The 13061-nt window shown below is 44.1% G+C and carries 12 protein-coding genes; 2 read left to right on the forward strand and 10 right to left on the reverse strand.

Going from position 1 to position 13061, the window contains the following annotated elements; translation table 11 throughout:
- Positions 1 to 193 precede the first annotated feature (193 nt).
- Positions 194 to 1702 carry an NTP transferase domain-containing protein gene (locus tag HF312_05415; GenBank protein ID MCU7519635.1) on the forward strand — a complete coding sequence of 503 codons (1509 nt, stop codon included), beginning with the start codon at positions 194 to 196 and terminating at the stop codon, positions 1700 to 1702.
- Positions 1703 to 1789: 87 nt separating this feature from the next.
- On the opposite strand, the gene rpsT is transcribed toward HF312_05415, so the two are convergent.
- From rpsT to HF312_05430, 3 genes are all read right to left on the reverse strand, one after another.
- Positions 1790 to 2074 carry a 30S ribosomal protein S20 gene (gene rpsT, locus HF312_05420; protein MCU7519636.1) on the reverse strand — a complete coding sequence of 95 codons (285 nt, stop codon included), beginning with the start codon at positions 2072 to 2074 and terminating at the stop codon, positions 1790 to 1792.
- A gap of 102 nt (positions 2075 to 2176) precedes the next feature.
- Positions 2177 to 2941, reverse strand: coding sequence for an NAD-dependent deacylase (locus HF312_05425; GenBank protein ID MCU7519637.1), 765 nt, complete (start codon positions 2939 to 2941; stop codon positions 2177 to 2179).
- Between the two features lie 21 nt (positions 2942 to 2962).
- On the reverse strand, positions 2963 to 4021 hold the full coding sequence (locus HF312_05430) for an HD domain-containing protein (protein ID MCU7519638.1): 1059 nt from the start codon (positions 4019 to 4021) through the stop codon (positions 2963 to 2965).
- A 208-nt stretch (positions 4022 to 4229) separates the two neighbouring features.
- Here HF312_05430 and HF312_05435 point away from each other — a divergent pair, with 208 nt between their 5' ends.
- Positions 4230 to 5702, forward strand: a complete 1473-nt coding sequence (locus HF312_05435; GenBank protein ID MCU7519639.1) for a B12-binding domain-containing radical SAM protein — start codon at positions 4230 to 4232, stop codon at positions 5700 to 5702.
- Positions 5703 to 5811: 109 nt separating this feature from the next.
- On the opposite strand, the gene HF312_05440 is transcribed toward HF312_05435, so the two are convergent.
- From HF312_05440 to HF312_05470, 7 genes are all read right to left on the reverse strand, one after another.
- The gene (locus HF312_05440; GenBank protein MCU7519640.1) at positions 5812 to 6381 is read right to left on the reverse strand and encodes a UpxY family transcription antiterminator; all 570 of its coding nucleotides are present in this window, start codon (positions 6379 to 6381) and stop codon (positions 5812 to 5814) included.
- A 109-nt stretch (positions 6382 to 6490) separates the two neighbouring features.
- Complete coding sequence (locus tag HF312_05445; protein ID MCU7519641.1) at positions 6491 to 8119, reverse strand: response regulator; 1629 nt, start codon at positions 8117 to 8119, stop codon at positions 6491 to 6493.
- A gap of 77 nt (positions 8120 to 8196) precedes the next feature.
- The gene (locus HF312_05450) at positions 8197 to 9312 is read right to left on the reverse strand and encodes an NAD(P)/FAD-dependent oxidoreductase (protein MCU7519642.1); all 1116 of its coding nucleotides are present in this window, start codon (positions 9310 to 9312) and stop codon (positions 8197 to 8199) included.
- 35 nt (positions 9313 to 9347) lie between these two features.
- On the reverse strand, positions 9348 to 10193 hold the full coding sequence (locus tag HF312_05455) for an ROK family protein (protein ID MCU7519643.1): 846 nt from the start codon (positions 10191 to 10193) through the stop codon (positions 9348 to 9350).
- Positions 10193 to 11467: a sugar MFS transporter gene (locus tag HF312_05460; protein MCU7519644.1), complete on the reverse strand. Its 1275-nt coding sequence runs from the start codon at positions 11465 to 11467 to the stop codon at positions 10193 to 10195. The genes HF312_05455 and HF312_05460 overlap by 1 nt, the downstream gene beginning before the upstream one ends.
- A 222-nt stretch (positions 11468 to 11689) precedes the next feature.
- The gene (locus HF312_05465; protein MCU7519645.1) at positions 11690 to 12373 is read right to left on the reverse strand and encodes a hypothetical protein; all 684 of its coding nucleotides are present in this window, start codon (positions 12371 to 12373) and stop codon (positions 11690 to 11692) included.
- Between the two features lie 5 nt (positions 12374 to 12378).
- A complete protein-coding gene (locus tag HF312_05470; GenBank protein MCU7519646.1) occupies positions 12379 to 12960 on the reverse strand; it encodes a sigma-70 family RNA polymerase sigma factor in 582 nt (193 codons plus the stop codon).
- Positions 12961 to 13061 lie beyond the last annotated feature (101 nt).

A 13061-nucleotide genomic window follows, 5' to 3' on the forward strand; every position in this document is an offset into this window, starting at 1 on the left:
ATGGTCATTCTGGCGGCCATGGAGCCGGTTTACCCCACAAAATTTGTCTTTGATTTATCCAGCATTTATTTTTATAATTGTGTCACTTGAAAAATAAGTCACAATGAACCGGACAAATTACCGCTAAACTGCCCTTCAAACGACAATTTACAGGTAAGCGAAAATATATTTTAGTTAATAAAGTGAGGAATTAATGGAATTGAAAGAAGTACCAGGAAGCGTTCAGGGAATGGTTGAGGAACTCTCATCCAGGTTCAATTACAATTATAAGGAAGTTGCCATTATCCTGGCAGCAGGCCACGGTAAAAGAATTAAATCGCATACCTCAAAAATGCTTCATGAGATCTGGGGCGTTCCGACTGTTGAAAGAGTTTACAACGCCTGCCGCAAGGCATTAAACGGACTGAATATTCTTCTAGTCGTTGGCATTAAAGCCAAAGACGTAATGCAGGTGATAGGTAAAAGGGAAAGTACACTCTTTGCTTTCCAGGAACAGCAGAACGGTACAGGACACGCTTTGCAGGTGGCCTTAGAGAAAATTGTTCCTGAAAAATACGAAGGCACCGTCTACGTTCTGCCGGGCGACATGGGACTTATTGACGCTGAGACAATTGCAATGTTCAGGGACGAATTCCGCCACTCGGAAAGCGACATGATGGTCCTAACCGGCATCTATTCAGGCGACCCTAAACTAAACAGCTACGGCAGAATTGTCCGCGTTAAGGAAACCGATGCCGACGGCAACCATTCTGGCGATGACTGCGGAAAGGTAATTGAAATTATTGAGCACAAGGACATACTCCACCTCGACGAGAATAAACCTTACGAGCTTTTCTATAACAACAGGAAATACTGCTATTCAAAAGAAGAGCTAATAAAAAATAACGAGTTCAATTCGGGCGTTTATGCATTCGACTATAAAAAACTCATCGGCCTGGTTTCAAAACTGAGCAGCAATAACGTCCAGAAAGAAATTTATATTACAGACCTGATAGACCTTTTCAACAAGAGCGGCTACTCTGTTAACGCCGTAAGCCCGAAACAGCAGTACGTCCTTATGGGCTTTAACAATAAGTCGGTCCTGAGGGAAATGGAAGCCGTGGCGCGTGAAAACGCGTATGAAAAACTTAAGGACGTAATTGAGATAGCAGACCCCGAAGATTTCTTTATCGATGAAAGCGTTATTGAAGATATTCTGGAAATGGACAGCAAGGGTATTCCGCTTGATATTAAAATCGGCAAGGGGGTTTATATAGGCAAAGGCGTAAAGCTGAACTATAACCTTACGCTGAAGAAAAACGCTTTTGTCAACTGCAACGTAACTTTCGGCAAAAACGTCACCATCTGGGAAAACGTGCACATGTCGTGCTTCCCGCACCAGACATTCATCGTTGGAGATAACGTCGAAGTCCTCTGGGGAGACATTATTAAGGGAAACATTATAATCGGCGACAACTCCGTTATAGAATCAAGCGTTAACATGACAGGCAGCGATGAAAACCCGCTGGTAATAGGGAAAAATGTTCTTATTAAAGGAACGAGCTACATATTCGGTTCAATAATTGAAGACGAGATCTTTATCGAACACAGCGTGCTTATAAGAAAGAAAGTGGAAAGGTTATACAAGAAAGACGGCAGCCTGCAGAAGGTAAGGTTCTATCTCCCGATGCCTGAAGGAGCAGATACTATAGAAGACCTGTAAATTTAATAACTATAGGCAGAAAATAAAAAAAGCAATGTAAACATCACATACATTGCTTTTTTAATTTCTACGAATAAAAAAGAAAGCTTATTCTGCTTTTGTAGCAGTTGCAGCAGCAGAATTTAATGTATTTAAGTGCCTGGTTAATGCAGATTTTCTTCTGGCAGCGGTATTCTTGTGCAATCTGCCTTTGCAGACATTCTTATCAATAAGAGAAACTGCTTCTGTGTAACTTGTGCCGACTTCAGTTACATCTTCAGTGGATAAAACTTTCTTAACTAAAGTTTTAATTTTTGAAACCGCAGCTTTATTCTCAACTTTTCTTTTTTCGCTGACCTTAATTCTTTTTTTCGCTGACTTATGATGAGCCATCTCTTACCTTAATTTTTTTATTTTGAAAATTAAATATATACATTTACTGATTTTATGTCAACTTTATACTATTTTTTTGCTGACATTTATTTTTCCTGATTTTCAGCCGTTTTCGGGCTTTTCCCCCTTAAATTTTTTGACCTCTTCAAGTATTCCGGGCAGTATTTCGCCTGCCTTGCCAAGGAGGACGTAGTTTGCAAGGGGTGAAAGCTCAGTTTCCTCCAGGTTTATCTCCACCAGGTACGCCCCAAACCTTCTGGCCAGCAGGGGAATTCTGGCCGCAGGGTAAACAACAGCCGAAGTCCCGACGGCAAACATAACGTCACATTTTTCGGCGGCTTTTTCGGACATCGAAAAATCCTCCTCCGGCAGCATCTCCCCGAACCATACGATGTCGGGCCTTATGAGCCCCCCGCATTTTTCACACCTGGGCACTTTACCGCCCGAAGCAAATTCAGGCGAATTGTACGGTGTTTTGCACTCAATGCAGTAATTTCTTTCAATATTGCCGTGAAGCTCATAAACCGTGCGGCTGCCTGCGCGCCTGTGCAGGTTATCCACGTTCTGTGTTACAACGCTAAGGCTTTTGAAGTAATCCTGCATTTCTGCAATGGCCAGGTGGGCCGGATTCGGCTTTGAGTTATCTATTATATGCCTTCTGTACTGGTACCAGTCCCACACGCGGTCTGGATTTTTAAGGAACGCGTCGAAATTGGCCAGTTCCTCGGGTTTAAGTTTATTCCATATGCCATCTGTGCCGCGGAATGTTGAGATACCGCTTTCAGCAGAGATGCCGGCACCGGTAAAGAAGACCACATTTTCGGCTTCTTTTAACACCTCAAGAAAATCCCTCCTGAAAGTTTTCACATTGTCTCCTTACTCATTCTTTTAGTCCAGTACTGTTTCATTTGATATATTTTCCAGATCCTGAAGTCCTGAGGTTTCAGGATCTTCTTTTGCAAGCTCTTCTTTTTCGCCATCTTCTTTTTCAAAGTTCTCGGGTATATAGAGCGAAGAGGCTATAAGGGGCAGATATTTTGTCCATCTGTTTATCCCGTTGGCGTCTGCCATAATGGCAGATTTATAAGCGTTTGTCTTTGCACTCAGCTCGTCGGCCTGGTAAAGGATAATGGATTCCAGAGTCTTGGGAGTAACAGGCGAAGCAAATTCGAGTTTCCCCTGATGACTTAATATAAGGTGGATGAGCTGGCTTTTCAAGTTCTCGGGGAAATTCTCCACGAGGCAGGATTTTTCTGAAACCGCCATAGCCGCAATTACAATGTGCCCTAAAAGCTTTCCCTTTTCGGAATAGTCGAACCCCTGCTCAAAGGTAAGCTCCTCAATTTTCCCGAAATCGTGCAGAATAGCGCCGCAGACAAGCAGGTCGCGGTTTGCCTCGGGATGAATGTCGCACATGAGGTCACAGATCCGCACTATTTCAAGCGTGTGCTCCAAAAGTCCGTGAAGATAGGAATGGTGCCACGATTTTCCTGCCGGCACCCTGATAAACTTTTCATATGCATCTTCAGAAAGTACAATACGCATGAGGTCCCTCAGGCAGGGGGTATTAAGCTTTTCTATCCTTGCCTGAAGCTCACTTTCCATGGTTGAGATTTCCCTTTTGGACTTTGGAAGGAAATCCTCGGTTGAAACGCCGTCCTGCGGAAGAGCGGCCCTGATCTTCGCTACATTAATGTTAAACTGCCCTTTATATTCCTCAACAGTTCCTGCAATTTTCACCAGGCAGCCAGGCGCCAGATAACGAAGGTGCTCTTCATAGTTTCTCCACATAAAAGCCGCAAAAGAAGCAGACTGGTCGCCCACCTCAAGCAGAAGGAACTGTTTCTGCCCGTTGGCACTTGTTTTAAGCTCGCATCTTTTCAGCAGCAAAAAGTGAAGAACGCTGTCTCCTTTGACTAGTTTCGATAAGGCTTTCTGGTTCAGCATAATGTTTGGAAGACTTTCTTTGGAAATTAATACGAATTATTATTTCTGCATAAGATAATAAATTTTTGATAATAGTTCCGAAAAAATGCCCTTTAAAAATACATTTCTTTCCGCCTTTCGGGATTCCGCGGGGCCACTGTGCTAATTTTGTGCTTTCATTTCACCGGAAGAAATGTAAGTTGTAAAATAATATGGAGTTCAAGATCCCATGAAAGTCCTTCTTGTTTATCCGCAGTATCCGGAAACCTTCTGGAGTTTTAAGTACGCACTTAAGTTTATCAGGAAAAAAGCCCCCTTTCCCCCTTTGGGCCTGCTGACCGTGGCCTCAATGCTCCCGAAGGAATGGGATCTGAAACTTACAGACATGAACATTGAAACGCTTGAAGACGCTGACATACTTTGGGCCGACTACGTTTTCTTAAGCGCCATGTCTATTCAGACCGCATCGGCAAAATCGGTAATTGAAAGGTGCCATAGCTTCAATAAACCCGTTGTTGCAGGAGGCCCTCTTTTTACCAGCAGCTGCGAGTCGTTTCCCCAGGTCGATCACTTTGTCTTAAATGAGGCGGAAATTACCGTCCCCATGTTCTTAAGCGACCTGGAAAAAGGGCAGCTGAAAAAGTTTTACACCACTCAGGAGTGGGCAGACATAACAGCAACTCCTCTTCCGATGTGGAGGCTTGCCAGGATGAACAAGTATTCATCCATGAATATCCAGTACTCCAGGGGATGCCCCTTTGACTGCGAGTTCTGCGACATTACGGTCCTTTACGGCAGGCGCCCCAGGACCAAGACAAAAGAACAGGTTATTGCAGAGCTTGATAATTTGTACGAAATGGGCTGGAGGGGGCCGGTGTTTTTTGTGGATGACAACTTTATAGGGAACAAACAGAAGCTGAAAAGAGAAATACTTCCTGCCATCCAGGACTGGCTTGAAAGCCACGGCCATCCGTTCTGGTTTACAACAGAGGCGTCAATAAACCTTGCCGATGATGACGAGCTCTTAAAGCTGATGGCCGCAGCCGACTTTGAAGCGGTCTTTATCGGGATTGAAACCCCGAATGAGGAAAGCCTTCTTGAGGCAAAAAAAAGTCAGAACAGAAACCGCGACCTCATTTCTAACATAAAGAAAATTCAGAACTCGGGCCTCGAGGTCCAGGGCGGGTTTATCGTGGGATTCGACCACGATCCCCCCGCAATATTTGACCGCCTTACGGCTTTTATTCAGGAAAGCGGAGTTGTAACGGCAATGGTAGGCCTGCTTAACGCGCCCAAGGGTACAAAGCTTTATAACCGCCTTTTGAAAGAAGGACGGCTTCTTGGGGCCTTTTCGGGGGACAATGCATTTTCAATAAATTTCATTCCCAGAATGAACATTGAAACTCTCATGGCGGGATACAAAAAAGTGCTTGATACTATCTATTCTCCTAAGCATTATTATGCCAGGGTTCTCAGTTTCCTGAAGGAATTCAAGCCCCGGCAGAAGCACATTTTTCATTTCAGGTCTGCCTACTTTAATGCATTTTGGAAATCGATAATACTCATGGGTGTACTGGGCAAAGAGAGGTTTTACTTCTGGAAGCTTTTCTTCTGGTCGCTCTTCAGGCGCCCAAGGCTGTTTTCACTGGCAATTCATCTGTCCATATACGGGTTTCATTTCCGGAAGGTTTCCACGAGCTAAAGCTCATGGCAATTCAGGCTGAGAAAGCCCTCCAAGGAGGGCTCAATTGAATAGATCACGGTTTATGGCCACGCCCCCTGAGGCTTGCGGCTATTCATGGAAGAGAAATTTACTCTTCAAACTCTTTGTTTTTCTTCTCCGGCTCTTCGTCTACAACTTTTATGACACTTTCGGCGGGGAGGATTGCTGTTACGGAGCGCTTGAGAAGGTCAATTGTAATTGAGAGGACTTTGCCGTTTGTGGTTTCATTAACAACACCAAGAACGCCTTCAAACGGGCCTGAAATTATCTTTACCTTTGTGCCCGCTTCTATCTGGTCTGTAATCTGGAACTCGGATTCAGTCTCAAGCATCAGGCGCAGGTTGTCAATCTGCCAGTTAGGAATTGTTGCCGGGCGCCCGTTGAAAAACACGCAGCTTACAATGCCTCTTTGCTGAAGCGCAACAATTCTTTCTTTCTCGGTTGAATGTATAAATATGTAGCCTTTTATGAGCGGCTCTATGATCTTCTTTTTCCTGTCGCTCCACTGCTTGATTTTTACTACAGTCGGAAGGTAATATTCGATACTGACGTCGCTTAAATGCTCTGCGGCTGTAAACTCATGACGGGGTTTGGTATATAATGCAAACCAGTGTTTTGCCTGGCCGATGTTATTTTCCGGCTTGTAATTATACTCCATTAGAATGATATCTGTTTATAATAGCTTATCCGGTAATATAAGCCCAAATACCCGAAATTTACAAGGAAAATGTGATTTTACACGAATGATTTTATATAAAAATAAATAATTAGTTTATTAGAACCGCCAGGGCATTCATAAATTCTTTCACGTCAACCGGCTTGGCCAATACAGATTCTGCACCGAGCCTGTAATACTTTTCCTTTAATTCCGGCGTGAGCGTTCCTGCAATTACAATTACCGGGATCTTGTTGCTTTCATCCCTTTTGCGCATAGATTCAATGAGCTGAATTCCGTTCATTAAAGGCATGCTGTGATCTGTTACAACAAGAGAAGGAACCTTCTCCTGAATAATGCTTATTGCCTCATAGCCGTTTGAGGTCTGTATGATCTCAAAATCAGGGAGTGCCTTTTTAACTAATTTTACCCATAAGGAGCGCACATGAGGGTCATCCTCCACCAGGAGCACCACATTCGGGGCCTCGGGTATTATGAAATGAAACTCGCTTCCCTTGCCTGTCTCCGAATAAAACCATATGTCGCCGCCATGCTTTTCCACAATTTCCCTTACCAGTGTCAGGCCCAGCCCGCTGCCTTTTTCCCCCTTTGTTCCTTCTGAAGAGAACTTCTGGTCGAAACGGAAAATCTTGCTCTTGTTGGCCTCGGAAATCCCCACACCTTCATCTTTAACCGTGAACTCAATAAACCCTTTCTTAAAGTGGTTTACCGTAATTTCAATCTTTTTATTTTCTTCTGTAAACTTGATAGCGTTACTTAAAAGATTTGCCACAGCCTGCGTAATCAGCTTCTCATCGGCACGTATGCTTATATCCTCAGGTACATTTATTTTTATATCTATATTCTTCCTTATGGCATTTCCGGTCAGCGAAGAAACACAGTTATAAACAAGCGTAATTGCCTTCAGGCGCTGAGGCACAATTTTAACGCTGCCTGTCTGCAGGCGCGACCAGTCGAGGAGATAATTTACAAGCTGAAGCTGGCTTTGCGATGCCTCATAAATATAGTTCAGGTATTCGTGCTTTTCTGCCTCAGGAAGGCTGGCCTCAAAAAGAAGGATTTCGGCAAAACCGAGTATGCTTGTAAAAGGCGCCCTCAGGTCGTGGGAAATAATTGAGATAAATCTGTCTTTTGCTTCGTTAAGCTGAAGGAGCTTTTCCTGAGATTCTCTTAAATCCTCTTCAGTTTTCTTGAGTTCTGTTACATTAAAGACTATACCGTCCCAGTGTGTAATCCGGCCCTTCATATCGCGCTCAACGGCAATGTTTTCCCTGATCCAGAGAATTTCCTGATTTTTGGTAACAATCCTGTATTGCAGGTTCAGCGTTTTAAGCGAAGTGTCCTGTTCAAAGGCGGTAAGGCTTTTCCTGACTTCGAAGGCATCCCCTGCATGTACAAGCGAAAGGCCCCGCCCGGGCATATTCATCACTTCTTCGGGCGCATAGCCTGTCATTTTCTGTATGGATTCTGTGTAGAACACCTCTTCAAGCCCGTTTTCAATATTCACAGACCAGAGGAATTCATCAATATTTGAGGTTATTCTGCGGTATTTTTCAAGCTCTTTTTTAAGTTCGGCTGACTCATGGTCAGCTTCAGCTCCGGATAAGATTTTAGGGCGGCTCTTTCCTGCAGCAGTATTATTACGTGAAAGAGGCAAAAGCCCAGGGGTATTTTCTGAGGTGTTGATCTCTGTTTCAAATCCGGACTGAATTTCTGCCATAAAAGCTCGATTTTGTTAATAAATTCAAAAAGCAAAATATAAAATAGATTAATTAATCGAAACTTTCTTAAGAAAGTTTAACTGATAAACCGCCCATATACATATTCTGCAATTGCCATTGAGGCCGTTAGGCCGGGAGATTCAATTCCCACTAAATTTACTACATGAGGCAGCCCATGGGACAATTCCTCACTGATTATGAAATCATTAAAGTCCCTGTCCATTGCCAGGCGCGGACGGATGCCCGACATATCGGGATAGAGGTCATCGTACTGAAGTAATGGGAAGTATGTTTTTATTGCATTAAAGAAGTCACCCTTGCGGCTTTCGTCCACAAAGTACTTTTCCTCTTTCACAGGCTCTTTTTCCACGTCGGGACCGAACCTGACGCCGCCATTTAAGTCGAGCGTTACGTGAACGCCCAAACCGTGGAGCTTTGGCATCGGAACCGGGTATATAAGATGATGGAAAACTTCTTTACTTCCTCCTAAGCGGAAGTAATTCCCTTTTACCATTTTCAGCTTATACGAGGGGTCTTTGACGCCTAGAAGCTCAGCCACCTGGTCAGAATAGAGCCCTGCCGCGTTAATTACGCCGCCTATTTCTATTTTTGTCAGTTCGCCCGTTGAGTCCTTGATCTCTGCAATGTATCCAGAAGAAGAATTCTTTGAAAATGCGGTCAGTTTTGCGTTAAATAGGAAATCCGTACCTTTTTCTTCCGCAGCACATTTAAGGCTGTCCATAAGCCCGTGTGCTGAGATAATGCCGGTTGTAGGAGAATAAAGACCTCCGGAGGAGAATACGTAAGGCTCTTCTTTTTTAATCTCCTCTTTTGTAACCGTGTGGAGGTCCCACATCCCTGCCTCGGCCGCGTTGCGCTTTACGGATTCAAGCTTCTCCATTTCTTCTTCATTAACGGCAATAATAAATTTGCCAATATTGGAATACGGCACACTCTTTCTCTGGCACCAGTCGTAAAGGAGCTCCTTACCTCTGATGCAGAGGCGTGACTTCAGCGATCCCGGGGGATAGTAAATGCCTGCATGTATCACCTCGCTGTTCCGGCTGGAGACACCGGTGCCGATGCGCCCTTCCTTTTCAATTACAAGCACGCGGTTGTTGTTCCTTGAGAGGATTTCCGCCTGCGCAAGGCCTACAACACCTGCCCCGATGACTAAAAAATCATAATCCATATTTTTAAGGTTTTACTTAAGTTTATTTTACAAATTTACCTGCTTACGGCATCATAATACAAGGCCGCAGCACCAAGCAGCGCCACCTGATCCAGCTCAGAGGGCTCAATTACAAGCTTCTTAAGTGAGTTCTGGTATGCAAACGTCCTAACTTCTTTCCACATGCTTTCCTTAAAAAGGCTGAATGCACGGCTGACTGAACCTCCAAGAATGATTATTTCCGGGTCATAAGCGTAAAGGACTACTTTTATGGCGTTACCAAGATGCTCACCTAACCGGCAGAACATTTTAAGCGCCTCTTCGTCTCCGCCTACAGCCCTTTTATAGGCTTCCTCGCCCGTAGTATTAAACTCGTTTTTGAAAAACTGGCCGCTGCAGTAAGCTTCATATATGCTTTCTTTGTAGGGAATCATTCCGAATTCGCCGGCTCCGCAGTTTGTGCCGGAATAAAGCCTTCCGTCAGTAAATATGCCGGCGCCAAGCCCTGTACCCATTATGATGCCCACGCCGTTACGGCAGTTTTTCATTTTTCCGAAGTACTTTTCACCAGCGGCAAAGCAGTTGGCGTCGTTATTTATGTAAACCGGCACACCGTACTTTTTCTCCAGGATTTCCTTTAACGGAACTTCCTTCCACGAGGGGATATTCTGCACATCGTATACAATCCCTTTTTCAGTGTCAACCACGCTTGGAACACCCACACCTATTCCTGAAATGTCCTTATCCATCAGCTGGTCTATAAGAGCACAGATCTCATTCAGGACCACACTTTCTTCTGAATTTTTACTGATTGGCGAAGAGACAACTTTCTTCAGGCTCTTTTCGTCAATAAGCCCTACCCTTACGTTTGTACCGCCCAGATCTATACCAAGTAGCTTCATCAGTTGTTCTCCTGGAGGCTTTCGGCTTTCTTTTTCTTCATGCTGATAGTTTCATTAGTAATGATCGGCTTGGCCCAGATGCCTATGCTGAACAGGTAGCCTAGTGTAAGATAAAGGAAGAACATTCCGAACCTGAGGCCGAACTTGTCACCCAGCCATCCTATAACAAGAGGCACAATAGCCCCGCCTATAATTGCTGTGCAGAGGATCCCTGAAAACGATCCGTGATGGCGGTCGATTGAATTCAAAGCCAGTGAAAATACAATTGACCACATTACAGAGGCTGAAAAACCTACCATCGGAAATGCTATGAGCGCCATGGTGCTGGTTCCCCAAAATGCAACCGAGAGCCAGAAGATAGCCGATATTACAAACCCTAAGAGAACCTTCCTGCTGTCAAAGAATTTAAGGAAGAGCATACCTAAAAGGCATCCTGCCGTCAGCATGCCCCAGAACCATGCAACCGTAGAGGCGCCTGAGGTCTGCGGGTCGAGGCCGTGATAGGTGTAAAGGAACTGTGAAATCCAGTTTGCCACACCCTGCTCTGTACCTACATAGGCAAAAATTCCGATGAAATATAAAATTACGGTCTTCTCCTTAAAGAGGTTCTTGTGAGTCTCCCAGGCGCCTGCAATTTCATCTTCTTTTCTTTTAACTTCAGGGAACCTCGATGCAGCCATCAGCACTACCATTATTGCGGCAACAAATGCAAAAACCCAGTATAGCGATATCCATGGGAGCTCCACGGGCACTACTTTTTCAAACGACGTAATTATAAAGCCTTTCTCCGCAACCGGCTGATGGATATTCCGTACGAGGTAGGAATAAATGTATGGGCTTAAGAATGATGCCAGGCCGAAGATGAGCTGCGCAAAAACCGAATTAAATGCAAAGTGCTCTTCCCCTCCGGCAACCCTTAATAGCGGATTTATTGCAACCTGGAGCATTGCCATTCCGGCCCCTATTAAAAACAGAGATACAATTGCTACGGTGTAAGAAGGAATAACTGCAAACAGGAAAGCACCGGCAAAGGCTACCAGAAAGGCTATTGCCATAACAGGCTTTTCCTTGTATTTATCCACCAGCATACCCGAAGGGATTGACATTACGCCGTATGCAATAAAAAATGAGAACGGGAATAAGGCAGCAAGCGTAAGGCTTAAATTAAAACTTTTAATTATATCGGGAATAATGGGACCTAAAATATTTGTAAGAAGTGAAATGACAAAGAATGTCAGGAATATAAGTCCTATGATGTAATAGCTTTTTTTCATTGTTAACTCTCTTATTTCGTATAAAGCGCAAATTGGGGGAACCCGGATTTAATTACTCCAATAATAAGAATAATCGGAATTAAAAAATAAAAAATTAAAAATTAAAAAATGAGCCGGAAAAAATAAAAAGCCCCAAAAGCAGTCATATAAACCGCCTTTGAGGCTATTGGGTGAATTAATTTTCATTTTGACCGTCGGACGTCGGACCTTGGACGTTGGACCTTATCTTCTACTCCTCATTATCCTGCGGATTGAGTCCATACGGGCACGCAGCTGGTCCATGCTCCCGTCTCCCTGGTAAATGTTAAAACCGTCGAAATTTACCGTATTGGTGCCGTTTCCATACTGGCCCGATCCATAGGGAGAGGGTTTTTCGCGCAGGCTCCTGTCTATATCGCCTCCGTTATCCTCCTGCATATTCAGATCCCTCAGCCTTCTGAGGAGCCTGTCGTTGGCCGCCATCTGATCCTGATCCTTCTGCGGCGCATTTACTTTTTCTTCTTTAGCCTTCGGGGCTGTTTTTTTCACAACCACATCGGTTGAAGAAATCTCGCCCGGGCTGATGAGCAGGTTCTGCTTTCCATCATTTTTAAGGGATTCATTCTGTGCCTGAGTGCGCACCGAAGGGGTGGACATGAATGGGTTTTCCGCCTCCGGCCCAGGGCGCCCAATGATTAGAAAAGCAAGAACAACAGTTGCAGCTAAAGCACCCGCGGGAATAAGGACATTCCTCAAATTAAACGTAAAGAACGGCTTTTTGCGCTCCTCATGCGGGGCGCCGAGGCTGTTGAGCTTCCTCCTCAGATTCATCTCGAAATCCGGGGGAGCTGAAACATGCGGCAGTTCCTTAAGCGATTTGATTACACCCTTAAAGTTTTCGTCTTCAATATCGTATCTTTTAGTCATAGGCATTACTCTTTATAAATTGGCTTTAATAATTTCTGCAGCTGTGCCCTTCCACGGTTAATGCGCGATTTTACCGTTCCGATTGACAATCCCGTAATCTCAGCAATTTCCTCATATGAGAGGTCCTGAACATCCCTCATAATCACGACTTCACGGTAAACTTCCTTAACCTTTGAAAGCGCCTTCTGAATTATCCTGTTTTTAATTTCACTGTCTGCCAGAACATCGGGCGTGGCTGACTTATCCATAATATCGATAGTTTCATCATCCTCGCCGCTGTGAATTGAAAAGAGGTTCTTTCTTTTCCTTCTTTTCAGCTCATTTTTGGCCAGATTAGTGGCAATTGTATAGATCCATGTTGAAAACCTGGCAAACGACTTATATGAATCCTTGTGCAGGTAGAAGCGTATCATCGTATCCTGCACCACATCTGTAGAGACGTCGCGGTCCCCTACAAATCTGTAGACGAAGTTAGTTAACGGATCTTTATATCGCTTAACCAGGAGCTCATAGGCCTCAACATTATTGTTGGCCTGGAATTCACCTATCAGCTCTTCGTCCGTTAGTTCAGATAAATTGGTTGCCAATTGATATTTATACTCTAATAATTAAAAAAATGTTTCAGACAGTGTAAGAATTTTAAGCAAATGAATTTATAAATCAAAATATTACAGCGGAGGTTTTAGTT

The organism is Ignavibacteria bacterium (assembly GCA_025612375.1).
Taxonomy (GTDB): domain Bacteria; phylum Bacteroidota; class Ignavibacteria; order Ignavibacteriales; family SURF-24; genus JAAXKN01.